Annotated in this window: 23 protein-coding genes; 7 read left to right on the top strand and 16 right to left on the bottom strand. The window is 46.0% G+C overall.

Annotated features, from left to right (window positions below):
- Positions 1-122: 122 nt before the first annotated feature.
- Positions 123-356, bottom strand: coding sequence for a hypothetical protein (locus tag JGK22_RS29270; protein WP_293186443.1), 234 nt, complete (start codon positions 354-356; stop codon positions 123-125).
- A gap of 378 nt (positions 357-734) precedes the next feature.
- Here JGK22_RS29270 and JGK22_RS29275 point away from each other — a divergent pair, with 378 nt between their 5' ends.
- From JGK22_RS29275 to JGK22_RS29285, 3 genes are all read left to right on the top strand, one after another.
- On the top strand, positions 735-4,226 hold the full coding sequence (locus JGK22_RS29275) for a leucine-rich repeat domain-containing protein (protein WP_293274970.1): 3,492 nt from the start codon (positions 735-737) through the stop codon (positions 4,224-4,226).
- A 234-nt stretch (positions 4,227-4,460) separates the two neighbouring features.
- Positions 4,461-5,102, top strand: a complete 642-nt coding sequence (locus tag JGK22_RS29280; RefSeq protein WP_293226283.1) for an LON peptidase substrate-binding domain-containing protein — start codon at positions 4,461-4,463, stop codon at positions 5,100-5,102.
- Positions 5,103-5,301: 199 nt separating this feature from the next.
- Positions 5,302-6,234: a PspA/IM30 family protein gene (locus JGK22_RS29285; protein ID WP_293186439.1), complete on the top strand. Its 933-nt coding sequence runs from the start codon at positions 5,302-5,304 to the stop codon at positions 6,232-6,234.
- A 33-nt stretch (positions 6,235-6,267) separates the two neighbouring features.
- Here the strand turns inward: JGK22_RS29285 and JGK22_RS29290 are convergent, their stop codons facing one another.
- The gene (locus tag JGK22_RS29290; protein ID WP_293186437.1) at positions 6,268-6,912 is read right to left on the bottom strand and encodes a pentapeptide repeat-containing protein; all 645 of its coding nucleotides are present in this window, start codon (positions 6,910-6,912) and stop codon (positions 6,268-6,270) included.
- A 28-nt stretch (positions 6,913-6,940) separates the two neighbouring features.
- Positions 6,941-7,888, bottom strand: a complete 948-nt coding sequence (gene pheA, locus JGK22_RS29295) for a prephenate dehydratase (protein WP_293208501.1) — start codon at positions 7,886-7,888, stop codon at positions 6,941-6,943.
- A 212-nt stretch (positions 7,889-8,100) separates the two neighbouring features.
- Between pheA and JGK22_RS29300 the strand changes: the two genes are divergently transcribed.
- Complete coding sequence (locus JGK22_RS29300; protein WP_293191369.1) at positions 8,101-8,679, top strand: DUF1997 domain-containing protein; 579 nt, start codon at positions 8,101-8,103, stop codon at positions 8,677-8,679.
- A 143-nt stretch (positions 8,680-8,822) separates the two neighbouring features.
- On the opposite strand, the gene JGK22_RS29305 is transcribed toward JGK22_RS29300, so the two are convergent.
- From JGK22_RS29305 to pgl, 6 genes are all read right to left on the bottom strand, one after another.
- Positions 8,823-9,278, bottom strand: coding sequence for an FHA domain-containing protein (locus JGK22_RS29305; protein WP_293186431.1), 456 nt, complete (start codon positions 9,276-9,278; stop codon positions 8,823-8,825).
- A complete protein-coding gene (locus JGK22_RS29310) occupies positions 9,275-9,835 on the bottom strand; it encodes a hypothetical protein (RefSeq protein ID WP_293191367.1) in 561 nt (186 codons plus the stop codon). Before JGK22_RS29310 ends, JGK22_RS29305 begins: the two co-directional genes overlap by 4 nt.
- A 167-nt stretch (positions 9,836-10,002) precedes the next feature.
- On the bottom strand, positions 10,003-10,737 hold the full coding sequence (locus JGK22_RS29315) for a PRC-barrel domain-containing protein (RefSeq protein ID WP_293186427.1): 735 nt from the start codon (positions 10,735-10,737) through the stop codon (positions 10,003-10,005).
- A gap of 57 nt (positions 10,738-10,794) precedes the next feature.
- Positions 10,795-11,304, bottom strand: coding sequence for an FHA domain-containing protein (locus tag JGK22_RS29320; RefSeq protein WP_293186425.1), 510 nt, complete (start codon positions 11,302-11,304; stop codon positions 10,795-10,797).
- Between the two features lie 82 nt (positions 11,305-11,386).
- Positions 11,387-12,181: an FHA domain-containing protein gene (locus tag JGK22_RS29325; RefSeq protein ID WP_293186423.1), complete on the bottom strand. Its 795-nt coding sequence runs from the start codon at positions 12,179-12,181 to the stop codon at positions 11,387-11,389.
- A gap of 204 nt (positions 12,182-12,385) precedes the next feature.
- A complete protein-coding gene (pgl, locus tag JGK22_RS29330) occupies positions 12,386-13,105 on the bottom strand; it encodes a 6-phosphogluconolactonase (RefSeq protein ID WP_293314308.1) in 720 nt (239 codons plus the stop codon).
- A 429-nt stretch (positions 13,106-13,534) separates the two neighbouring features.
- Between pgl and JGK22_RS29335 the strand changes: the two genes are divergently transcribed.
- Positions 13,535-14,875 carry a hypothetical protein gene (locus tag JGK22_RS29335; protein ID WP_293186419.1) on the top strand — a complete coding sequence of 447 codons (1,341 nt, stop codon included), beginning with the start codon at positions 13,535-13,537 and terminating at the stop codon, positions 14,873-14,875.
- 504 nt (positions 14,876-15,379) lie between these two features.
- On the opposite strand, the gene JGK22_RS29340 is transcribed toward JGK22_RS29335, so the two are convergent.
- The 7 genes from JGK22_RS29340 to JGK22_RS29370 all read right to left on the bottom strand — a co-directional run bounded on the left by JGK22_RS29340 (position 15,380) and on the right by JGK22_RS29370 (position 21,949).
- On the bottom strand, positions 15,380-16,546 hold the full coding sequence (locus JGK22_RS29340; protein ID WP_293208509.1) for an LptF/LptG family permease: 1,167 nt from the start codon (positions 16,544-16,546) through the stop codon (positions 15,380-15,382).
- 167 nt (positions 16,547-16,713) lie between these two features.
- Positions 16,714-17,442, bottom strand: coding sequence for an LPS export ABC transporter ATP-binding protein (lptB, locus tag JGK22_RS29345; RefSeq protein ID WP_293208517.1), 729 nt, complete (start codon positions 17,440-17,442; stop codon positions 16,714-16,716).
- Between the two features lie 409 nt (positions 17,443-17,851).
- Complete coding sequence (locus JGK22_RS29350) at positions 17,852-18,364, bottom strand: LptA/OstA family protein (protein ID WP_293208511.1); 513 nt, start codon at positions 18,362-18,364, stop codon at positions 17,852-17,854.
- 504 nt (positions 18,365-18,868) lie between these two features.
- Complete coding sequence (locus JGK22_RS29355) at positions 18,869-19,468, bottom strand: class I SAM-dependent methyltransferase (protein ID WP_293314310.1); 600 nt, start codon at positions 19,466-19,468, stop codon at positions 18,869-18,871.
- A gap of 149 nt (positions 19,469-19,617) precedes the next feature.
- Positions 19,618-20,550: a hypothetical protein gene (locus JGK22_RS29360; RefSeq protein WP_293208515.1), complete on the bottom strand. Its 933-nt coding sequence runs from the start codon at positions 20,548-20,550 to the stop codon at positions 19,618-19,620.
- Positions 20,551-20,865: 315 nt separating this feature from the next.
- Positions 20,866-21,279 carry a DUF309 domain-containing protein gene (locus tag JGK22_RS29365; protein WP_293208519.1) on the bottom strand — a complete coding sequence of 138 codons (414 nt, stop codon included), beginning with the start codon at positions 21,277-21,279 and terminating at the stop codon, positions 20,866-20,868.
- 307 nt (positions 21,280-21,586) lie between these two features.
- Complete coding sequence (locus tag JGK22_RS29370; protein ID WP_293157224.1) at positions 21,587-21,949, bottom strand: ferredoxin-thioredoxin reductase catalytic domain-containing protein; 363 nt, start codon at positions 21,947-21,949, stop codon at positions 21,587-21,589.
- A 300-nt stretch (positions 21,950-22,249) separates the two neighbouring features.
- Between JGK22_RS29370 and cas6 the strand changes: the two genes are divergently transcribed.
- Together cas6 and JGK22_RS29380 are read left to right on the top strand one after the other, a co-directional pair.
- Entirely contained in the window at positions 22,250-23,374 is a 1,125-nt protein-coding gene (cas6, locus tag JGK22_RS29375; RefSeq protein ID WP_293186410.1) for a CRISPR-associated endoribonuclease Cas6, read from the top strand.
- 351 nt (positions 23,375-23,725) lie between these two features.
- Entirely contained in the window at positions 23,726-25,474 is a 1,749-nt protein-coding gene (locus JGK22_RS29380; protein ID WP_293186408.1) for a HAMP domain-containing sensor histidine kinase, read from the top strand.
- The last annotated feature ends 407 nt before the right edge of the window (positions 25,475-25,881 follow it).

Below are 25,881 nucleotides of genomic sequence, written 5' to 3' on the forward strand. Positions count from 1 at the left end.
TTATTCCTGTAGTTTTAGGACTGTGGACTAAAATTACTAACGTAGATGTCTAACATTGACTACTTTTGGGTAGCTTTGTCCAGGTTTTTACGAGCGGTATCGATGACATATTTCATTGGCAGCTACGACCAATCCAATTCATCGCCTGCATCCCCTTGAAACTGTGCAATCTCGAAATCCGCTTCGGTGGATTGCCCAGGGCCTGCAAACATTCCAAACTGGATAAATGTAGGCGATTTGGGTATGGATGGCGCAGCTAGAAAAGTAATTAGCACGCGGCTTTCATAAATGTTTTCCGGAAATTCTAAAAGTTCGATGACTCCATTTCTGTAAATCCCTTCAAATGCTTGGAGCATAATGATTCACCTTGCGTGCAAAGTACGGTCGATCGACTCGTTAGCTAACAATTCCAGTCTAACAAATTTTCCACACTCCGAGCTTTTTTCGTCTCCAGATTATGCACGGATCGCCAGAAACCGGGTTTTTGCAGAGAAGACGCGTTAAAGTCGTAGAAACTCAAAAAAACCAGGTTTCTTAGATGACGCGCGGGTGGCCAGAAACCGGGTTTTTACGAAAATTGTTGGTAACAGCGCAGAAACCCATAAAAACCCGGTTTCTTAGATTCCTCACGGGTGGCAAAAGTAACTGTCAACTGTCAACTGTCAACTGCTATAAGTCCCCACCAAACAAAAAATACTGTCACAATAAATGAAGACTACGGAGAGATCGAGGGTATGACGAGAGAGGAGTTGTTGCAGTTAATCGATAAAGCCGCCTCAGAGGGCTCCAAAGTATTGGATTTGTCGGGGTTGGGGTTGGAGGAATTGCCGCCGGAGATTGGCAAGTGCACGCAGCTTGAGACGTTGGTGTTGGGGAAGGTGGAGAAAGGGGAATGGGTTGATGGTAAATTGACTGCGAAATTAATCACCAATCAATTAAGTACGCTGCCAAAGGAATTGCGAGCGCTGGAAAATTTGCGATCGATCGACCTCAGTGGCAATCCATTTGGAAAAATACCAGAATTCCTGCTGGAAATGAAGCAATTAGAGAGTTTAAATTTAAACAGCATTAATTTAAAAGAAATTCCAAAAAATATCGCTCAATTATCCAATCTGACAGAGCTTAACCTCCGTCACAATCAAATAATACAAATCCCAGAAGTGCTTGGTCAACTGTCGAACCTGACACAGCTTTACCTCTTTAACAATCAGATCGCCCAAATATCAGATGCGCTCGGCAAACTATCCAATCTGACAGGGCTTTACCTCGGTTGCAATCACATAACCGAAATCCCGGAAGCAGTCGCCCAACTGTCGAATTTGACAGTGCTTCACCTCTGGCACAATCAGATTACCCAGATCCCAGAAGTGCTCGCCCAACTGTCGAATCTGACAGTGCTTCACCTCTGGCACAATCACATAACCGAAATCCCAGAAGCGCTCGCCCAACTGTCGAATTTGAAACAGCTTGTCCTCAGTCATAATCAAATAACACAACTCCCAAAGGCACTCGCTCAACTGTCGAATCTGACAGAGCTTGTCCTCAATCATAATCACATAACCGAAATCCCAGATACGCTCGGTCAATTGTCGAATCTGACAGAGCTTAACCTCAGTCACAATCAAATAACACAACTCCCAGATGCGCTCGGTCAATTGTCGAATCTGACACAACTTGTCCTCCATAACAATCAGATCGCCCAAATTCCAGAAGCGCTCGGCAAACTATCCAATCTGACACAGCTTTACCTCAGCAGCAATCAGATTGCCCAACTCCCAGATGCGATCGGTCAACTATCTCATCTGACACAGCTTTACCTCTTTAACAATCAGATCGCCCAAATATCAGATGCGATCTGCCAACTGTCCAATTTGACACACCTTGACTTCAGAAGCAATCAGATCGCCCAAATCCCAGAGGCGCTCGGCCAACTGTCCAATCTGACACACCTTGATCTTAGAAGAAATCAGATTACCCAAATCCCAGATGCGATCTGGCAACTGTCCAATCTGACACACCTTGACCTGATAAACAATCAGATTACATCCATCCCAGAAGCCATCGGCAGCATGGAGAAGCTGGAAAACCTTGATTTGCGAGGTAATTCGATACCAATTCCGCTGGAAATATTGGGCGGAAAACAATCATCTCAACCTGGGGATGTGCGTACCATTCTCGATTTCTACTTCCAAACTCGTGACCCCAACGCTACCGAAGAACTCAACGAAGCCAAACTTTTGATTGTCGGCGAAGGCGAAGCGGGCAAAACCACCCTAGCCAACAAACTCCTCAACCCCAACTACGAACTCAAAGAACGAGAACCCTCCACCGAAGGCATCGATGTGATGCGCTGGGAATTCCCACAACCCAACGGCAAACCTTTCCGCGTTCACCTCTGGGACTTTGGCGGACAGGAAATCTACCACGCCACCCACCAATTTTTCCTCACCGAACGTTCTCTGTATGTCCTCCTCGTCGATAACCGCCGCCAAAACCCCAACCTCTGCTACTGGCTGAGTATCATCGAACTCCTCAGCAAGGGCAGTCCCGTCTTCCTCGTCCAAAACGAAAAACAAGACATCCGCTGCGAAATCAGCCTCTCCCAACAACGGCGTGACTTTCGCAACCTAGAAAAAGATTTCCCTACCAATCTCGCCACCAATCGCGGACTTGAAGCCCTCCAACGCGACCTACAAAACCGCATCGCCACCCTCGACCACATCAGTACGCCCATCCCTAAACGCTGGGCCAACGTCCGCTATGTTTTGGAAAACTATTCCCAACGCCAAACCCATATCGAAGTCAGTGAATTTTTCAATATCTGTGTTGGGCAAGGCTTCAAAAAGTCGGATAAACCCCCCATGCTGAGTCTCAGTCAATACCTCCACGACTTGGGTATTATCCTGCATTTCCAAAAAGACCCCATCCTCAAAAATGTAGTTATCCTGCGTCCAGAATTGGCAACCAACGCTGTTTACAAACTCATCGGCAACAAAAAAGTCACCGACAATGGAGAAGTCACGGACAACGCAGAAATCATCGCCAACTACGGGTATTTCACCCGAGAAAATCTCAAGCAAATCTGGGGCGACACACAATACCGAGACTTGCACGACGAACTGCTGCACTTGATGAAACACTTCAAACTGTGTTACGAAATCCCCTGCCAACCCGGAAAATACATCGCCCCGCAACTTCTCCCCCTCGAAACGCCCAACTACGCCTGGGACGACACCGATAACCTGATTTTGCGCTACGAATACGACTTCATGCCCAAAGGCATCATTACCCGCTTCATCGTAGAAATGCACTTGTTAATCTACCGCCCTCAATCCGATTTACCAAAGGGTAGGGGGGATATTGTCTGGCGCGATGGAGTCATCCTCGCCGACAATTACGCCAAAGCCGAAGTTATCGAGAATTACCACCAACGAGAAATCCGCATTCGAGTTTCCGGCAACCAGAAAAAATCTCTTTTAGACCGCATCCGCCACGAACTCTGGAAAATTCATGCTACTTATGATAAACGCCTAAAATACCAAGAATTCATCCCTTGCAATTGTCAGCAATGCCAAGGCAGCCAAGACCCTCACCTCTACGATTTTGAAAAGCTGCGCCGCCGTTTGGCAAACCACCGATACGAAGTCGAATGCGACAAATCTTATCAAATGGTTCAGGTGCGCCGCTTGATGGAAGATTTCCCAGATAATTTGCAACAATGGGAAGAGAAAGAGCGACTTTCTGGAATCAATCAACTTGACTCTGGAGATACTTCTAGCATTCAATTAAACATCAACATCGACGGTAAAAAAATGACTCAAAATTATCCTCAAAATAACAACTTTCCCGGCGCACAAATCGGCAGCGTAGCTATCGCTAACGAAGTCAAAGACAGCGCCCAACAAACAGCCTCTGGTGGTATTCATATCGATAACGCCAATACAGTAGAACTTCTCAAACTAATTTCATCCATGCGAGAAACCGCAATGCAGTTTCCTGAAGATATTCGAGATGATATAATTATCGATATTCAAGATGTCGAAACTGAAATTAATAAACCGAAAGATCAATGGGATAGACCGAGATTAAAGAAATGTTTAAAAGGTATTGTAGCGGGGGCGGCTGCGATCGGAGTTGGGATCTCTGGTGCTGTTGATTTGGCTAATAGTACGATCGACCTCGGTGAAAAAGTAGGTATTGAAATTCAAGTACCTTGGGCGCGGTAAATAAGTTATGCAAGGCTGACGCATCAGCCGAAATAAACCGGGTTTTTTATCTAATCTGTGGGTAAAAAACCAGGATTTTGCGGAAAAACCCGGTTTCTGACCCTACGCATCAGCCTAAAGGGCCGATCGCCCTTAACCGCATTTTCCGCCGATCGCCCCTCACCCCCGCCCGGAATTACTCAAATCAGTTAAAGTAAGAAAAAGAAGCGCAAGTACCGTCACCTTTGAGCGACAATGGCATCCTCCTCCTCTGTAGCAGTTCGCGAACTCCCCTTATTTCCCTTGCCGGAAGTGGTTCTATTTCCAGGTAGACCGCTGCCACTGCAAATTTTCGAGTTTCGCTATCGAATTATGATGAACACGATTCTGGAGGGCGATCGCCGTTTCGGTGTGCTCATGTGGGACCCGAACCAAAACAAAGTCTCTGGCGTTGGCTGTTGCGCCGAAGTCATTCACTGTCAGCGCCTCCCGGACGATCGCATGAAAATCATGACTCTCGGACAGCAACGGTTCCGAGTCCTCGACGCTGTTCGGGAAAAACCCTATTTAGTCGGTTTAGTAGAATGGATTGAAGACGAACCGCCACAAAAAGACCTCCGATCTTTGGGCAAAGAAGTCGAACAACTGCTTCGCGATGTAGTTCGCCTCTCTAGCAAATTGATGGATCAGCCGATCGACCTACCCGAAGACATTCCCAGTTTGCCCACAGAACTATCCTACTGGGTAGCCAGCTACCTTTACGGTGCAGCTACAGAACAGCAAACTCTTTTAGAATTGCAAGATACTGCTGCGAGATTGGAACGCGAAACCGAAATTTTAACTTCCACTCGCAATCACTTGGCAGCAAGGACTGTACTCAAAGATACGCTCAAGTAGTCAATTTTCACAGAACTGAAGCATCCTCAGTTCTGCCTCGGATAACAACTCCGAGGCAACCGTCCCAAACATTGTTCCATCGGAAAAACACCGATTTTAAACTTTTTGTTCCGAAAAGCAAAGGGAATGGCTGGGAACTGTTAGCAGTGGATAGTGCTATAACTGTCAACTGTCAACTGTCAACTGTCAACTGCTATAAATGCTTGTGTTAGAAAATCTCGAACCGAAACCATACGATGCAGTTAGAGGCGGTCAACTGCCGCCTCCGGTGGGCGGTGTGGTACTCGGCGGACTAGCAGGAGTCAGACACCGACTGTCTAGTTCAGTCAGCGAACATCGGATTGCAGCGCTAAAGGAAGCCTTCAATTACGGCGATGCAGGCTTAAAAATAGTCATCAAGATTTGTCAAAGCGAAACAGGGCCAGTGCAGCGGGCGGCCTGCGATTTGCTGCGAGAAAGGCTGAGCGCGATCGCCCGCGAAAAATTACAAGCCTTCGTACCTGCAAGTTTAGATTCAGAAACAGCGACAGACAGGACTCAAAAAATCTTAAAGAACTCAGCCAGTACAGTCTCAGAAAAAGGCGATCGGCAGTTATCAGAAGCACAGTTAATATTTGAGACAACTGTGCAGCAGATGGAACCCAATTTGTTGCTCTTAGAAGCATTAGTAGCCTCTGTAGAACGCGAAGGCTTTACCAGCGAACTGATGAATTTTTGGGATTTATTAATCTTAGAAATTCAGGAACCTCTCAAAGAACTTCGTCAGGCTGTTGGCAGCGCGATTTCAGCCCAACTGCGGATTCAGTGGCAGTACAATCAATCTGAATCCCAAGCCAATCAGTGGCAGCAGCGAGCTTTGCTAGCTCTTCAGAAAGGCGATGAGAACTCCGTTCGACAAGCCTGGGTTCGCAAGCAAATAGAGTTGGATAAGGTAGCAAAAGTGAAGATAGATTTAGACGACCAAACTGTACGAGTAGAAACTCTCAATCGCAACTTGCTAGCTTTGGAAAGTAAGATTGCCGAAGCTAATTCTAAGAAAGAAATACTAAAGATGCAGGTTCATTTTTCTAAGGTACAGGAGCAAATTAACTGCACTTTTAGCCAAATGAATACTATATTTTTTAGTCCTTAGCTGTCGGATTATGTGCGGATATATTGCCTGATTTCAGACTTGTCTGATGCAAAACTGAATTGCCCTGCTTAAATTTGTAGCCTCATCTAACTTAGCGCCTTCGCGGTTAGCGCCGCACAAAAATGCCCCGCTCAAATTAGCACCGCGCAAATCAGCTTCTCTCAAATCCGCATCCTGAAGGTTACTTTCAGACAAAAATGCTCCTCTCAAGTTGGCTCTTCTGAGACTTGCTCCCCGCAGTTTTACCTCACTGAGATTTGCTCCTTCGAGATTGGCTTCATCTAAGCAAGCATCTATCAGGTTGGCTTCCATCAAGTTCGCTTTATACAAGTTTGCCCCGGTTAAGTTGACACCAATCATTTTCGTGTCTCCCAAGTTGGCGTTTTCCAGGTTTGCATTAATCAGCTCAGCCCCTGTTAATCTGGCACGAGTTAGCTTCGATCCCCTGAGATCTGCCCCATTCAGATCCGCCATGATCAGACAAGCATTTTCGAGGTTTGCACCAATTAAGTTAGCCCCACTTAGGTCTGCTTCAGCTAGAATTATGTCCTTTAAATTGGCACAGGCGAGGCAAATATGAAGTAGGGAAGCTTGTGACAGGGAAGCACCTATTAAGTTGGATTCGTGAAAATCTCTTTCTCCGGCTGCATATCGCTTGAGAAGTTCATCAGCATTCATCTCGCTAGCCCCCTAAGTATTAATACAATCATACTACTGACAGTACAGTGTAGCAACCAAAGATTTTTAAAGTTTCCGTGTGTTTTTTTAACTCTTCTAGTGCCGATCGCACTAATGTAGAACAAGCATCGGCTTCCACGTCCATAAAGAAGATATATTCTCCGAGCGATCGCTTAGTCGGCCGAGATTCAATGCGACTTAGGTTAATACCGCGACTGGCAAATACTTGCAAAGGTTTTACCAATGTTCCGGGCATATTAGCAGGTACGCTAAAAGCTAGTGACGTGTGAGTACAATTCGCCGAAGTTGAATCTAGGTGCGAGTTAGCCGCTAGTGTGGTGCCGGATGTCATTGATGACTCGTGGGATTCTGCGAAGTTTCCTAATTTTCCTGCATCGGAGCCAAGTACCCAAAATCGAGTGTAATTGTCGGGATAATCATTAATCGGGCTCGCTAGCACGGGCAATTTGTAGAGTTCGGCGGCTCTTGGCGAAGAGATTGCCGCTATACTGCTATCTTCTAGATAGTGCAACGCTTCCGTCGTTGAATTAGCCGGAATCAACTGAGCCTGTGGGATAAACTCGGCCAACCACAATTGACACTGAGCTAGGGCTTGCGGGTGAGAGTAAACTTTTTGAATCTGGTTAAAATTTTGAGCATTTGACAGCAGTGCGTGGGAAATCGGCAAAACCAGGGCGTGTTTAATTCGCAGTGCATCCAGCCGCCACAGGGTATCTAGGGTGACAGTGACGCTACCTTCTATGGAATTTTCTACCGGCACAATTGAGTAATCAACCAGCCCGGAGGCAGATGCCTCTAGTGCCTGAGAAATGGTGGAATAAGGATACAGGGTGCATTCGGAGTTAGTTTCCCGGCTCAACCAATTGACATAAGCCTGAGCCGCTGTTTCTGCATTGGTACCTACAGGGCCGAGATGTGCGATCCTCTTCGAGGGCTTTGCTAAGGAAATTTTCATAATAATCGGCAATTTTGCGTTACAAATGTTTGCTTTACTCTCATCAGCCAGCAAGTATGATGAAAAAATTAGCCTGAGTCCCAAAAGCTTTTATCCGTTATTTCTCGGATGAGATGGGGCGAGTGGGCGAGTTAGTGCGCGACTCAAATCACCTTAAAAAAGTTATAGTTTATTAAGATATCCTTACGAATCCCACATATTGACATATTCTCATGTATACCCGTTTTAATGCTTCCCAATCCGTTGAGATCGCCGTACCAGATGAACGGGTTCCCATTCAACATTATCTGCGCCAGCCGAGGCGATTGGTAAACGCTTTAGTCGATCGTACTCGCACAGAGCAACTAAGCGATGACTGTTTCCGCCTGAAAATGCGACCGTTACAATTTATGATGCTCAGCATTCAACCCACAGTAGACATGAGGGTATGGGCGCAGTCGGAGGGCGCAATCAATTTGGAGTCAGTCGCCTGCTCGATTCTTGGTGTGGATTATATAAACGATCGCTTTGCTCTCAATCTTAAAGGAAAGCTTTACGTACATCAAAATAGTGGGGTAGCGTACTTGAAGGGAAAAGCGGATTTAGAGGTGCAAGTCGAGTTACCGCCACCGTTTTGGCTGACGCCCAAACCAATTTTAGAAGCAACGGGCAACGGCTTGCTCAAGAGTGTACTGCTAAGCGTCAAACAGCGATTGATGTATCAATTGCTCTTAGATTACCGCCGCTGGGCAAGCAGCGAAACAGAAGTAATATCGAGCGATATCCCTCAAATCTTATCGGTTGAAGGTTGAGCGGGTATTAGAGAATGACGTTGCTTAATCAGGGTATGAAAATGGGTAACTTGAAAATTCAGCTATATTAACTGACTAGACGATCGAATGCAATGCAGCCTGAATTTTGTTGAAATTTGCTAGCTCCCATAGATAGCAGCGGGTCATTCAAAATCGATGTGAGTCAGCGCTCCATCATCGTCTTCCATGATTCTCCTAGGCCCAGACCAAGCTGTTGATTTGTCTTGTGAAACTTCGGCCTTTTTGTCGGTGAGTTCGCGCTGTGGTGGCCGAGTTTTTGGGCTCGGTTGCACATTCGTCGCCCCCACCCGGATTCGGATTTTTGGTCCGGAATTGCCCAAGCGAATTGTCATCCCGTCCGCTACTGACACCTGAGCGATCGGTTTATCATCTACATAAGTGCCGTTAGCGCCAAAATTAATAATTTCCCAGCCATAAGAATGATTCCACAGCTCTACGTGGTGGCGGGAAACTACAGCGCTGTAAATAATTACATCATTGTCGTTCGATCGACCGATCCGAACCACAGATTCGGATTCAAAACACCAACTTTGAACTGGGACAGACTGAATAGGATGTAGCAGAGTTAAGGTAATCACTGATGTTTTGACACTCCCCCGCATGACTGAAACGGGGATGCTTCAAGAACCAATTTTTGCGATAAAACCGCAAAAGATTTGATGCTTAAAGGCGTTGTCAGTGCGCCGCTACTCCCTCGCTTTGCCGTAAAAGTTGAAGTTTTGACTGCTTGAGGCATTTGAACAAACTTTTGATTGTTGGCTTGGACTCCAAGTGCGAACTTTGCCTGTCCTCGATCGCCACCAAACACGATATTAATCTGGTGAACTTGGCCGCGATTGACAGCAGTGCGAAGTTCTCGATCGATTGAATCTCGGATGGAGCTACCCGGCCGATCGCCCATCTGGGCCGATCGATCGGTGGAGTGACCATTTTCCCACAGATCGATCGGAGAATTCAACTCAGACGAGTGCTGGTTGCACCGCTGATTCGAGTTGTCGATCGGGCGACAGTCTGCGACGATCGGCGAATTGCTGTTTGCCCCTACAGAAGTTAACCAATTATTAAGGCTGCGGGTTCTAGATAAAATAGGAGTTGGTTCTCTCAAACAGCATAGGTCTTTTAGGGTTGCTAACATTTTTCGTATTGATGCGATACCTTTAAAATACAATGCTTTGAGCACTAGAATTCCTCGCCCAGAAAGCCTCTATTTCGCGTACTCTGTACCGATCGAGCTTTCGGGTGCCGGCCACCCCAAAAATGCGATCGGCAAGCAGCTACTTTCTCGATCGGGAAAGCCGCACTTCAGGGCAAATCCGACTCTGGCGGTTCCACCGGATCGGGCGGTACAGATTCATCCCTTTGGCGCTTCAACTCTGCGACTTTTTCTTGAGCTACATCCCTGACTTCTATAGCTTTATCTTGAAGTTTTTCCGCCAGATTTTGAGCGTTCCGCTTCACGCCAGCCACATTTTTAAGAGTTCTGTCAAGATCTTCCTGTAAAAACTCGGCTACCATGCCGACTTTATGGTGCAGTCCCTCCGCGTACTGCACGGGTTCGGATACAGCAGCCTCAGAGACGATCGCCCGCTTGCTGCCGATCGTCGAAATCGCCTGCACCGGCAACAAGTAAATCCCGTCTAAAACGCCGCGCCAGCCGCTAGATTTAAACAGGTAATCCCTAACAGAACCAGTCCGGACATCAAATAGGTAGTCAACCACCGTACCTGCCTTATTTCCTGCGTCCGTAAGTACCTCAAGGCCGATCGGACAAACAGCTTGTTCCGGCTGATGCAATTCCGGAAGTTCCGGGTTAATCGTCACCAAAACATTTTCGCCCACCGTATCAACTTGCGCCCAAGCGAACCAGCGTTTTTTGTTGCCCAAAAGTCCCGACTTGCAAGTAAAGCCGATCGCCCGCTGGGAGTGAGGATCGAGCCAAAGCCGATCTACCCTGCCGACCTCTTCCGCCGTGCGGCGGTCGATCGTGCGGCGGTTGATCAGTTCGCTGCGCTTAACAATCTGTTGTGATGTACTCATAAATAAACTCCTGAGTGCCGCCTGCAAGAAAAATGTCGATCGTCCAAAGATGTCGATTTAATATTCTTCTTCTTCTTCTTCTTTTTCTTCCGAATAATGGGGAGTATTTTCTGCCTCAGTTAACTCGTCTTCTTCCCTGGAAGTGCCAATTTCTTTTTGGCTGGGAATAGGAATCGTGCTAAGCAGTGCGCCCCCGGAGGGAGCGTGAATTGCCTTAGCATCCCTTGACTTGACGCTAGTTTGTGCTAACTGGGCTGAGGACTGATTCCCACCGACGTTGATTTGAATTTTCGGGCCCGAGCGAGCCAAGTGAACGATCAGACCGTCCACAACGGGAACCTTAGCGATCGGCTTACCATCGAGGTAAGTACCGTTGGTACCTAAATTGATCAGTTCCCAATTAATGCCGCTGCGTCGCAATTCGATGTGGCGACGAGAAACCACAGCGCTAAAAAGAACGACGTGGTTTTCCGTCGATCGCCCGATCCGGACGACCTCTTCGTCTTCAAAGATCCAACTGCGGACGGGAATAGACTGGAGTGGATGTAGCAAGGTCAGCTTAATCACATTGGCAGCATTGAGTTTTGGTAGAGCGCCTCAAGATGCGATTTTAGATTTTAGACTTTCGATCGCCCAATCCAAACTCGATCTAAGAGATTTGAAATAGAAACGTAACCAGGTCTCCTTTTCCCAGAGAGATGCGGTCTCCCGGTCGCAACCGATGTCGGTTTCCCTTGGGCAGGGGAGTATTGTTGACGTAAGTGCCGTTAGAACTGCCTACATCTTCTAGGTAGCAAGCATCTCCCTCCACCCGGAGATTTGCGTGTACCCGAGAAACTATCTCAGAATTAGCAAATCCCGAAACATCAATATCTGGCGGCACCAAGTCATTTGGCTTGCCAATGTGAATCACAGCGAGATTGTGAGGCAATTCCATCGGCGTATTTGTCTGAACGTGTATCAGTCGCGCCGACTGCTGTTGCAGTTGAGTTTTAGCCACACCCGCTGGCTGTGGGTCGGGAACCGGGGGAGAGGTATTTGGTGCTGTTGTCACCGATTCTGTTGTAACAGGAACCGAGAGCGACGGCGAGGGATCTGGAATCGTCGGAATGCTGGCGGGAGTTTTTTCCAAGTTCGGCCCCTGATGTGGGGTAACTAGAGGTTCCATTGCGATCGTCGGCGGTTCGGTTGATCCTAAGTCCGGCACCAGTGGCGATACCACTGTGGGGCCCACAGGCGAGACGGACGGTACTGTCGCCTCAACTTCTGGAACGTAGGAACCCGGACGCAAATTAAAGCCACACTGACCGCAAAATGCTGCATCTGTCTGAACCGCTGCACCGCAGTTTGAGCAACTGGCGGTAACGGGTAAAGGCGTGTAACAAGACTCGCACTGGCTGGCCCCGTCGGGGTTCTGGTGATTGCAATTGGGACAGACAATCATCGATTTCTCCTTGCTATCGGCCAGATTTTCCAATCAGCCTCGTAAAAATAGTTGTGTATATGGTCAAATTTTAACTTTAACCGCCACAATTCTTATATTGCTTCGCTAATACTAGCAACTGAGTTCGTGCCGTGACATTCGGAACGAAGGAAAAGATTGAGTTAGTAATACTGCTAACAGTGCTGAGACTGGAGGCTCTCTCAGCTATTTTACTGCAACGCCTGCCGCGGCATCGAGCAGCCACCAAAGTTCGCCCTCTGGTTGAACGAGTCTGGCTGGATAGGTCATGGAGTCGGCTGCGGGGGCAAAAATTTGACTGAGGGCGGGTTGTTTGCTGGCTCCTGCCACCATGAAGATGACGCACCGGGCGCGGTTGATTAAGGGGAATGTAAAGGTGATGCGGGGTTGACCGTCTTTGTTGCCGACGGTTATTAGGGAGTCACGGACTTGTAAGGCTGGTGTGCCGGGGAATAGAGAGGCTGTGTGGGCGTCGTCTCCTATGCCCAATAGGATGATGTCGAAAGCGGGAAACTCGCCGTCGGATATTTTGAAGAATTGCTGCAATTCGGTTTGGTGCGTCGAGGCGTCGGCTGCGGGGTCAGCCGCGCCTGTGGGCATGGGGTGGATGTTGCTGGCGGGGATCTTTACTCGATCGAGCCAAGCGAGGCGCGCCATTTTTTGATTGCTGTCCGGGTGATCTGGCGCAACGTAGCGTTCGTCACCCCAGAAAACGTGAATTTTGTCCCAAGGCAGGTCTTGGGTGGCGATCGCTCTGTAGAGCGGTTCTGGTGTGCTGCCACCCGCCAAGGCGATCGTGCAAACTCCACGTTCTGCGATCGCTGCTGGGATTTTGGACAGGACAACCGCGAGCGATCGCTCTATGAGTTCTTCCCGATTTGCTAATACTTCTACTACTTTTTTCATTAATTTCCTCTCAACTTTTCTCTTCGTCTGGAGCTGGGCAATTACTCAAATTCGGCCTTGACATTTTGCTTTGAGGTCGATCGGCTGACACGCTTGGAAGGCTCTACACCGCGTCAACTCTGATTTTATCATTATTTCCGCTTTATTTTGCTGGGCAAAACTTATTTCGGTCGGTACTCAATCGAGCTTCACCTGTGGCATACATCTGTAGCAACAGTTTCCGAGAGTTAGGACGTTCTTAATTGCACTTTTCACAAGATATATGTAATGGAACTTCCTTCATAGTTCTTGCTTCTGCTATTATGTTTTTCGCAACTTGCAATCAAAATCGCGATCGCACTTACCTGGGGACAGCAAAAATCATCAAGATTGATATGGTAGACTATGGAAAATAGTTTTAGGTCCCGAGGCTCGGATGGAAGCAAAACTATGTCAAATTTTAAGAAATTTCCTACATCTGTCCGCTATCTAATAGCGCGTTTCCGCCACTGGACGCAACCGTCGGTTTGGGCTCCGCTAGCCGTGCTGTGTGCGGGGGGGTTATTTATCTGGGAAGTCTCCGTACATCCAGAAAGGTTGAGCATAGATGGCGAAGAAGAAGCAGCAAACTCAAACAATCCAGATGCGATTCCCGGACTGTCTGCTGAAGATAGTGCCATTGCTGCTGAAATCGACAGCTTGCCAGTGCTAGTCAATCAGTTCAATCGCTCCAATTCTGAACTGAACTTGTTCAATTCATCAGCAGTCAAAGGCAAAGGTTTATTCGACGAAATTCGCACTCGCGGCTTAGAAAAGCCTAAGCCCTCTTCAGAGCCAAAGTCGGCGGCAATCAACACATTTGTGTCGCTGTCAAATTTACAAAATCCTGCGATTGGGACAGTCAACAATAACCCGCAAAATTCCAGCTTACCAAGTTCAAACCCGACATCTGATTTGAGTTTATCTGGCAGTGGGACGACCATTTCCGGCATAAGAGCGATCGAGCCTGAGTCTGCGGGTGCACCGGAAGCATCAGGTAGCGGTAATTCCAGCAAACAAAACGACAATCCTGTGCCTTTGAGTCCGCTGCAAGCAGCCATGAAAAAATACGTCGCTGCTGACACTTCAGCAACGGCGGCGGCCGTGAAAAGTGCAAACACCCCTAAATTGCTCGATCGACCGGCTTCCCTTGGATCTGGGACAAATCCGGCAAATTTGTTGCCAACGGTCGCTACAGCTCAAGGAAAAGCAAATCCTGGGAATGTTCCTGCGACAATCTCCCCACTTCCGGCTTCTACTAATACAATTATTAGCGACTCTCAACAATTTTTAAACCCGGCAGCTACACTTCCTGAATCATTTACCGGGTTAAATTCCAAAGCATCAGTCATCCCCACAATTACTCCACAGGTTCCAACGGTGGCTTTGCCCAAAAATCCCTATCAAACTAATTTATCCGACTCGGGCTTGATACCGGAAGTTCAACCTGTGGCGCTTCCTGTCGCCACACCTTCACCAATACCGCTAATTCCGAATTTCGGGCAATCCCCTAGCACGGGAGTAAACAAGATCATTAATCCTCAATTCTCTCCCAATTCAGCGAATTCTCAATTTCAACAACCTCAACCAAGTCAGATTAATTTGCCAAGCCAGCCTAACTTTGGAGCAGTTCCTCAAAACACCAATCAGGGCGGGCAGCCAATTCAACCGCAACCTTTTTCTACACCTCGCTCTTTGACTCCGGGACGCTATATTGGTGGCGGCGAAATTAATACTTTTGCTAATCCTTAAATGAAGGAAGAAGGAAGAAGGAAGAAGGAAGAAGGAAGAAGGAAGGGGAGCATCTCAGTTTTGCATCTGTAGTGCTGTCCCCGCTCGCGAGCTATACGAGCTCGCACTGTAAAAAAATGTTTTTTGCAAAAATGAGATGCTCCCGAAGGAAGAAGTTGAATTGTAGGGTGTGTCGCCCTTGAGAATCCCTGAAGTTGACAGACAATTTCACATATCCGCACCTGAAAAACCCGGTTGAATTGTAGGGTGTGTCGCCCTTGACAATGCCGGAATTTGACAGACATTTTTACATATCCGCACCTGAAAAAATTTTTACATATCCGCACCTGAAAAACACGGATGGAAGAAACAAACCTAACACTTTTTTGTAGTAAAGATTTGGAGAAATGGTATAAGGTGCGTCGCCATGAGATTGTCGATATTGAGTTAGAGATTTTTCTTGAGCGACGCACCCTACGACTGTTAATTTTTCCAATTCTCAATTCCCAATTTGATTGGTAAAACTTACCTAGAGGCGGCTCTTCCCAACAACAATCCGCCGATTCCCAAGCCAAATGCGATCGGCAACCAAGCCGATAGAATCGGTGTTAAAACAGCTTTCACGCCCATCGAACTGGTGACGAAAGAAAATACATAGTAAGTAAAAATCACCACTACGCTAATACCAAAACTTGTTCCTTTCCCCGATCGCCGCGGTTGAGTTCCCAAAGCGGCTCCCACTAAACCAAATACCAAGCACACGAAGGGAAAAGCATATTTTTCTTGAATTCGCACCCGGAGTTTGCGAATTTGCGGTGCATCGCCGCTGTTTTTAATGATTTCCAAACGCTCTAAAGCTTGAGCAATATTCATTTCCTTGAAATCTCGCACTCTCGCAGCTAAATCTAAGGGCGTGCGGGGGAGTTGCAATTGCTGGTGTTGAAACCTAACTATATTACGGTAAGAGCCGTCTGGAGCTACTATATAAGCGGTGCCGTTGAAAAAATCCCAGGTGTTTTCTGAGGGATTCCAAGTCGCTGATTCTGAAGAAACAATTTGATTGAGGCCTGGGGCGGAGCGATCGATAATTGTTAAACCTTTCATTTGCTGGCCGTCAAACTGTTCTGCATAAAAAAAGCGGGACAGGATTTCTTCGCCACCTTTTTCGGGTTTGCGAAATTCTGTGTAGATAATATTTCGATCTTGAAACGTCGGTTTTTCTCGCTTCAGGGCTCTGTCTAAAGTTAAAGTGGCTCTGTAACTGGCGGCGGGTACAACTAATTCTTGCAAAGCAAAGGTGAAGCCGGCAACGATTAAACTCATAATGACTGCGGGCATTATCAATCGGTAAACGCTAACTCCGCAACTGCGGAGGGCGATGAGTTCGCTGTCGCTGGAGAGTCGGCTGTAGCTCATTAAGGTTGCTAGCAGCATTGACATGGGGAAAGCTAATACTACAAAGTACGGAATTTGCAGCAGAAAAATTTCCAGGGCGGCGCCGTAGGGGAGGCCTGATTCTGCTACTCTGCGGACTAATTCAAATAAGGCTCCCACGGTGACGGCGACTGATGTAAATAGTCCGACGCCAAACAGAAATGGGCCGATTAGTTCTTTGGTAATGTACCAGTCCATTACTGAAATTCTCGGCAGCCAGTTGAGGGGATTGAAGGATTTGGACATTGCTATTTTCATACTTTGGCGTTTTTGCCGATCGCTCCTCAAGTTAAAATTTACCTTCTCAATTCTAAAATTCAGTCTTGTGTTTTTATAGTGGGGAGGGCGGGTTTATAGATATCTGGGCTGGGATATTTATATGTAGGCGAACCCGCCGCTACTCGGTTCGTGGTTGCTATCAAAGACTATCGCACGAAGTTGTCGCCTAAGTAATACTGCCGCACTAAAGGGTTGCTGTAGAGTTCTTCTTCAGCCCCGGAGGCTAAAATTTGGCCGTCTCGCATGATGTAGGCTCGATCGGTAATTTCGAGAGTTTCTCGGACGTTGTGATCGGTGATCAGGATGCCGATTTTACGATCGCGCAGTTTGGCAATTATCGTCTGAATTTCGTCAACGGCGATCGGATCGACGCCTGCAAACGGTTCGTCTAAAAATAGAAACATCGGGCCGTCTCGCCCAGCGGCTAAGGCTCTTGCTAGCTCAGTCCGCCGTCTTTCTCCCCCAGAAATTTGAATTCCTAAACTGGATGCTATTTTTTCTAAGCGAAATTCTTGCAACAGGAAATCGACTCGCTCTTTCCATTCCCAGCGGGGGACTTGAGTTTGCTCTAGGACTAACAAAATGTTGTCGCGGACGCTCATGTTGCGAAAAATGCTGGCTTCTTGAGCGAGATAGCCTATTCCCAACTCCGCTCGTTTGTGCATCGGCAATTTAGTGATGTCTAAATCGTTGAGCCAAACAGTTCCTTGATTGGGTTTTTCTAATCCGGTAGCTATGTAAAATGTTGTGGTTTTGCCTGCACCGTTGGGGCCGAGGAGTCCGACGATTTCTCCTTGGGCTACTGAAAGGTTGACGCGACTGACTACATTGCGTTTTCCGTAGGATTTGTGAATATTTTCGAGTACAATTTTCATGCTCGTCGAGGCAACTTTTAAGAAGAAGTCATTAGTCATTAGTCATCAGTCATCAGTCAGGGAGCATCTCATTTTTGCAAAAAGCATTTTTCTTTGAGTGCGAGCGTCCCCGCTCGCGTATTGTACAATACGCGAGCGGGGACGCTCGCACTATTAAAAGCAAAACTGAGATGCACCCATCAGTCATCAGTCATCAGTCATCAGTCATCAGTCATCAGTTGGTCAACTGTCAACTGTCAACTGTCATTCGCATCTATTCTGGGTTATCGAGTGTCGCGCATTTCAGATCCGAGTCCGGAACAGGCAGGATGCCTGTTCCACAAGAATGGCAATAAAAATTATTGTTTTAGGTAGATATGCAACAGTTGATGTTTTTGCCGATGCGAAATTTTGCTGCTACCGGGGGCTGTTACTTAGGAGCTGTTCGGGGACGGGCGGACGGTTTAACAGCGGGATTTGGATTAACCGGAGCTGGTTTGGGCCCGATCGAATTTTGGGCTGCTGCATCTTGTTCTGGCGCCACCAGATAGACGGATTCTACTTGTCCTGGATTATCTGGGAGCGCAATAAACCGCCCTTCGTCAATCAGGTATGTGATGGTTTCGCCGCGCAGGCTGTTGCCTTGCTGCAATACGTACACGTCACCGCTGAGAATGATCCGGCGCTCGCGGCTGAAGTATTGAGCTTGAGCTGCGGTTGCTTGTATTTGGCGGGCTGGGTAGTTGATTTGGACGTTGCCGCGGGCTGTCACGATGCCGGTTTTGGAGTCGGCTTCTTGAACGTCCGATCGCACGGAAAGAGTGCGGGGCGGTGCGGCTTGCGGGTAGGTGGGAGAGGCGATCGCGCCTGCCAGAGTGAGGGGCAACAGCAGCGATAATCCTTTGAATAGGCGGGAATTGAGTAGTTTAGCGGAGGGCATCATAGCTTGCAAGCCTCAAAATTTTTGAAATTGCTGAAGGGCATTATCTCACCCCTGATTTTTCTCTATGGAGATTAGATCCACCACACCCGATCGGTTAGGTATTTTATCTTAACGGCCGTGAAAAATTCCCGTAAGGTCGATCGACCTGCCCGAGAGCGTCAACCAATTATCCTAGCAAGACAATAGCCCTTTCTTCGCCTGTTTGGATGATTTACTGGAGAAAGCAAGTTTTTTGACGGTTTGGGCGATCGGGAAGTTTCGGGCAGTCTCAAAGGTAGATTGCATAAGCTGTCCGCAAAAAGATAATCTTACAACTGTGCTGATAAAAGTCAGAATCTTTGGAAACAATTAGTCCACATTGTCCCGTTCGATCCAGCGTGCGGCTGTGAATTGCCCATTGCTTGCCCCGGCTCCAACGCACTGTTAGCCTGCGCTTTGCAGCCATCATACTTCCATAGGCAACATTAACTACCCAAGCTGGTACAAATCCATTCCAATCGTCGCTCAAGTCTTTTGAGCAATGATATAAACATGATTCTCAGGATATTGATCGTATTCAAGGTGAAGGGATGTAAATTGAGACTCACTCAGAATCTTTAGGAAAGCATTTACACCTAGTGTGCTGTACTCAAAGTCTTGACCTTGAAATGTTCCAGAAACTTCACCTGCTTCATGCCCACCCCCACACGTGAACATCAATACACCATCAGGTTCAAGAGCATTGCATAGCTTTTTCATCACAGATTCTTGCATATCTAGCGGCAGATGAAATGTGCTGTCCCAAGCAACAATCAAGCTGTAGGGTTTGGGAGGATTCCAACAGCAGATGTCTGCTCGATAGAAGACGATGTTTGGATGCAGTTGTTTGGCTAAATCAATCATTTCTGAGGAAATATCAAGTCCTTCCACTTGAAATCCATGTTCGCTTAGGACTTTAATAAAGCGTCCACTGCTTCCACACCCTATATCAAGAGCTACCTGCTTTTTATGGGTGAATTGAATAGCACGCTCCAACTGTGGGATACCATAAAGCGAATCTTGATGCTGAGTTTGCCACCACTGGGCAATACGATCGTATCGGGCTGCTGTATCCTCTGTATCCATGTTTATTCTTACTTATGACTGTCTCAGCATTAACCTGAAGCAACCTAACGGCAAAACGCAGCGGCGGCAGATAACCTTGAACTCAGTATTAAGAACCTTCGCCCGTCCGCTGCCGTGACGTGTTAGCTCTCTTGGCAGGTTGCAATTAATTAGCTAGTAATCAATGATTCATAGTTTTCCCACGTTTTCCCTCTAAGTTTCTGTGCAAGATCTGCTGTATCTATAGCTTTTAGCTTTCCAATATCAAAATATTGCTTGCTAACGAACATTCCTCCCGAACTTGCTTTAACAAAATTGGTAGGATGCATATCATCCAGTACGAATACCCTTACTGGATACCAAGACTCTCCGATCTTTTGGCGACGTTCTATCGCAATCTTGATCAACTCTTTTTCTGGTCGGCTAACATTACTCCAAACCAAGCTCGCTTCATCTTCAGATTCCAGATCTACGACCGCTTCAATTTGTGATATTTGTTCAACACACTTATTGCGATATGTCCCAAAATACAAACTGCGACGATGATTATATGATCCAGCCTGCGCTGGACAGGTGTATATTTTGTGCTCCAATACACTATCAAAACTCCCCTTACAGTTTACGACATCCAAGCGATATTTCCAAGACGGCAACAAGTTATTTTCGTCAAAATATTCGCCTAAATCTGAAACTGCATCAATTAGGTTTTTGGGTAAATAAGGTAACTGAATTGCTTGAAGAAACTGTTCAAAGCTAACAGATATAAAGGCGACATCTTCATATTTAGCCTTAGTTTCAACAGTCTGCAAGACTGGGTTATTTGTTGGATCTTGCTCAAAATTTCCTAAAGCTATGAGTATCTTCTTTCCTTTCTTTTCTTTCAATGTATCTAGATGATCTAAAAGCTGTTTTTCACCGAAATCGCTACCGAGTTTTGTCTCAATAAAAACCGAGAACGAATCTTGGAAAATTTCACCATCTGGCACGCTGTCTTTTGCACGACGCTGTTGAATGAATTTTACACCTACAGTTCCTGAAAAATTTTCGCCAAACAATAAACCTAGCGCTTCCGAGAGAAATTTTGGATTCTCTTCATACAGCATCTTAAGAATTAAAAGACAGTGGTTTGTTGTTTGATTTTCTTTCTGTGAGTAGGTCGGAAATAGGCGTATATTTCGACTCATAATTTTGGTAATCTTGAGTTAAGTATAATGTTGATTCTACTTTCAAGCTCTCAGTCAGATATTTAAACTTCTACACAACCGTTAACTAGAGAGGGCTAACTTATAGTTATATAGCAAATGCGGTACAATACATAAAATGAGCTACAAATACCGCAGGTCGCTCATGTATATCAACCCCTTCTTACTACCGATCGGAATCTCCTTTTCTCGATCGAGTTCAGTGTTCTAGCCTGCTCATATTGAAGTTTGTTCTACTTTGAGAATTCGTGGTAAATGCAAGCCGGCAACTTCTGTACCTGCGAACAACGGTAGAAAATTAGCTACGGCTTCCGGGCCAGCTTGCTGCAAAGCACTCAAAAGTTTAGCACTTTGTCCGAGCAAATCTTCAACGGCAATTCCCGCATAACTCGGTTGATAATAATTGAGCCGATTTATGCCTTCTCCCAGCAAGATTACTGCACCGCGCCAGTTTTGATTGCTTAGGTGATAAAGCGCGACAGAAATTTGCAATATTCCCTGATAAAATCTTTTGTCCGGCTCGCCGGCTTCCATCCACAAAGCCTCTAAGGTATCGTGACAAGCGTAAAAATCTTGGCTGTTAAACTGTTCGATACCTTGCCAAAACTCGATCGGCATTTCCTCTGTCATTCGCTTGGAGATTGGGATTTTGGATTGGGGATGCGTGTTAGAGTAGGCGGCGATCGTTGAGGTCGCTGTCAACTGTCAACTGTCAATTGTCAACTGATTTACGACCTATTTTCACAACAATTACCAATTTTACCAGAAAGAATTGGTTTAAAGCCCCAAGCCCGATCGGGAAAAATTAAAAGAAGACTATTCATTACTCCAATCCTCTTTCTTTCAGGTAGAGGTAGCTCTCAACTGTCAAGCGGTCAACTGTCAACTGTCAACTGTCAACTGTCAACTGTCAACTGAAGACCGCCTACTTAACCGATTACATGGTCTCTCTGACTGCTTGAATCTGATCCATGCTAATTTCCTGATTAGTTCCAGCAAAATCGTTATCTGGCGTCAGAAATAACATACAGTGACATTCTTTCCGCTCGCGCATGGGAATGCAAGGACAGTTCCAGTAGGCGGCTTTGACTTCGGCTTCTTTATCTTCGTAATGGCGACAAGGGCATAGGGGAGCACCTAGTTCATCTTTGTGCTTTGCTAGTCCTTCTATAACGACAGCAGTGACTGAAGGCTCGGAACAAAAGTAAGTTCCGGTGCGCTTGGCGTAGGTTTCGGAGAAATTCTTCATCGCCTCCAAAGTTTTTTCGTTGGAGAGTTTGGATTTTTCTGTTGTGTTCATAGTTGAGGATCGGAGTTGAGGATGCTACGAGCTTTTGACAATTGTACCCCAGAATGTGATTTTAAACACTTGTATATTTCTCTTTACTTACAAGGAGGAAAAACTTGACAAAAATTGAGTTTTAGGTTGTCGGTTTTTTGGTGATTTTTCTGCATCCCTCCGATTTCGGGAAACTGGCGGTTGACACGGTTTTTGGAGCTGCTAATAGATTTGACCGATCGCCCGCCCAGACAAAAACATCCCCCAACGGGGATAAAAAAAGATAAAATATGAGACCGCTGTCCCTGTTTCCGGCATCTCATGGCAATTTCCCCGCATCCCACCCGCACCAAAAAAGTTCCTTCCTCTAAGCTAATTTGGCCCGCTGACACCGAGTTAGTCGGATTAGTGTTTGAATTGACCCCCCGCGCAGCTAGCTATCTGTACGCGCAGTATGCTATAGGTTTGCACGCTTGGTTTTTGCATCAAATTCAGGAAACTGACCCGGAATTATCGCAACTTTTGCACGACTCGCAGTCAGAAAAAGCCTTTACTATTTCGGGATTGGAGGGTGATTTGCTTCCAGCCGGTAAGGAATTTCAGCTTTTGGGCGATCGCATTTACCGCTGGTATGTCACAGGACTGTCCCAGCAAGTAGTACAATGGCTGAGTCAGTGGCTGCAAAATTTGCCCCAAGAGATTGATTTGCGAAATGCTCCGCTGGTAATTCGCTCTTGGGATATTGCTTTTTCTCCCACAACTTACCAGCAATTGCTAACAGCAGAACATCCATTATCTAGAAACATAAAACTTAGTTTTGTAACTCCTACAAGCTTTCGCAGCAAAGGGCATCACTTCCCGCTACCAGTTCCCGAAAATGTTTTTCACAGCTATTTGCGCCGCTGGAATAACTTTTCGGGTATGAATGTTGACCAAGCAGAATTTCTGAATTGGATTGACGAAAATGTAATTATTAGCCGCCACAAGTTGGAGTCGCAAAAGGTGGCGGCGGGCAAAAAAGGCATGGTAACGGGATTTACTGGGGCTGTGGAATTTGCGATCGGGCGATCGGCCGGATTGCGCCCTGATTTTGTACAATTATTTTATGCCTTGGGGCAATTAGCACCTTACTGCGGCACGGGCCACAAAACAACCTTTGGATTGGGACAAACGCGATCGCAATGGTTGACAGAATCCCTACCCGAAGTCTCTATCCAAAGCGTATTGGCGGCGCGAATCGATGAATTGACAGAGAAGTTTATGGCGCACAGAAAGCGTACAGGCGGGAGTCGGGCTGGTGAGATTGCGGAAACTTGGGCGACGATTTTAGCGCGCCGGGAATTGGGGGAATCTTTGTTCGATATTGCTGCTGATTTGGAAATGCCTTATGAAACTGTGAAAACTTATGTAAAATTAGCAAGAAGAGCTTTGAAAGTTGAGGATTGAAGCAGACACAGAAGGAAAAAGCACAGGGGTGTATCTGGCGCAAGGTAAATATATCTGTAGGGGCGAAGCATGACCGCAGAAAATAGGAGATTATAACTAATAACTTATATGCGGTCATGCTTCGCCCTCTTCCTTGCGCCAGATGCGCCCGATCTATTTACTATTAGGAGACCTGAGGAAAATTCTCGAATTAGTTGATTTATTTTCATTCCTGGTTTTTGTTTTTTACAAGTAATTGTGATTATAATATATCCAGTGTCCACCATGAGTTCTATGCCCGAACCTAAAAATAGATTTAAACTTGGTCTCTTATTAGATCTATATGAGAGCCATTTCTTAAAGCATTCATTTATGCGAAAGTTGCGTTTACGTCATCTGAAGCATTGGTTCAGTTGTCTCAAGGTAGGACAAAAGATTAGTGTGGGCTATGGACTGGCGCTGGGAGTGGCAATTCTGGGAACCGCTACAGGAATCTCGATCGCTGACCAATATCATCAACAAGCTGTTAGACACGAACAAAATGCGATCGAAGAAACTCAATTCATCAGTGAATTGCAGATCCAGCTCGTTCAAGTTCTCCTCCACCAACAGCAGATCCTGATGCTATTGGAAAATCGAGATTTGCTAGACCAACAGTATTCCTATTTTTTAAACCATGTGGCTCTATTCAAAAAAGAATGGTCTGAGTTTAAATCTTCGGAAGGGGATACAAAAAATCATAAGGTTGACGAGTCACCTGCTGAAATAAATACCGTCAGACGTTTTCTGCAAGCCAATGAAGAGATTCCAGAGGCTTACTTGCAGCAGACAGAGGCGATATTAAAGGCAATTAATTCCGCTGAATTATCACCCGCAGAAATTCAGATATTCCGCAGCCAGCTCTTGACTTTTGGTAGCAGTCCTACATCGCTGCAATTGAAGAAATTTTTACAAGATATAGAGCAATTAAAGGTAAGGGCGTATAAAGATTACAAAGAAGCAAAAACTGAGTTTGCAAATGTACAGGTGCTACGAGTACAGGTTATTGCTGGGAGCATGATTTTGTCAGTGGCGATCGCCATTTTCCTCGCGATTTATACCAGTCGGGCGATCGCTCGTCCCCTCCAGCAAGTCACCCATATTGCCCAGGAAGCAACCCAAACGGGCAATTTTGATTTACAAGCTGCTGTTACCACTCAAGATGAAATTGGTATATTAGCAACAGCCCTAAATCAAATGATTCGACGAGTCAAGCAACTGCTACAGGAACAACAAGCCGCATCCACAGAACGCCTAATTCAACATGAAAAAATGGCGACTTTGGGACAGTTGATTGCAGGAGTAACCCATGACATTAACAATCCAATTAATTCCATAGCCGGCAACCTAACCCATACTGACAGATACCTAAAAGACTTACTAGAACATTTGCACATCTATCAGCAGCATTACCCCGAACCTGCGTCAGAAATTATCGAACACGCTGAAGCCATTGAGCTAGAATTTGTAGAAGAAGATATACCCCTAATGCTTGCATCTCTTCAGCAGAGTGCTGAACGTATCCGCGATATCAGTTATTCCATGCGGTTGTTCGCACGAGCAGACTCTTCCCAAAAGATTGCTTTCGATATCCACGAAGGCATCAACAGCACGCTATTAATTTTGAAACACAGACTCAAAGCCAATAATAATTATTCGGAAATTACTGTTGCCAAAAATTACGGCAAGTTGCCAAAGATTAAATGTTTCGCTGGACAATTAAATCAAGTATTTATGAACATTATTGGCAATAGTATTGATGCCCTAGATGATGTAATGGATCGAAGTAAAAATTCTGATAATTCTGAACTCGTGCTGATTCCTTCTATTCAAATTCAAACTGAAATTATCGAAGATAATTGGGTCAGAATTAGGATTGCTGACAATGGTTCAGGCATCGATGAAGCGTTGAAATTACGCTTATTTGAGTCATTCTTTACAACCAAAGATGCCGGGAAAGGCACCGGGCTAGGACTCTCAATGAGTCACCAGATTGTGACGGAAAAGCATGGGGGGAAACTCTACTGCAATTCCCAACCTGGACAGGGAGCGGAGTTTGTGATTGAGTTACCTATTGGTTAATTTTAATGAATAATCAAAAGCAGAGTTATACGAATTTTTTATGAGGCTGCATAGAATCCGAATACAAATTAGGTACGTAGTTGCGCTTTAGCGCTCTTTATAATATTAGGAAAGAACGCTAAAGCGCAACTACGTACCTATGATGACAATAAAATCAGCCTGCTTATTCAGGGGAACTTAGGGGAGATCGGGATATGTGCAAGTTCACATTAAATTGGTATTATAAAACTTTATTAAGTTTGTAAGCAGTAGTAAGCAATAGTAGTATCATCTAGTCAAAATGGTCAAGAGAATTATTGCGATCGTCAAAAAATGGAGAGTCTGAATGCAACTAGCAGAGAGGCACATCATTAAATCCACCGAGAATCGTTTTGTTGAAATTGACGAATTAGCCTTTAAATCCAAAA

It is taken from the genome of Microcoleus sp. PH2017_08_TRC_O_A (genome assembly GCF_020738665.1).
Classification (GTDB): Bacteria; Cyanobacteriota; Cyanobacteriia; order Cyanobacteriales; family Microcoleaceae; genus Microcoleus.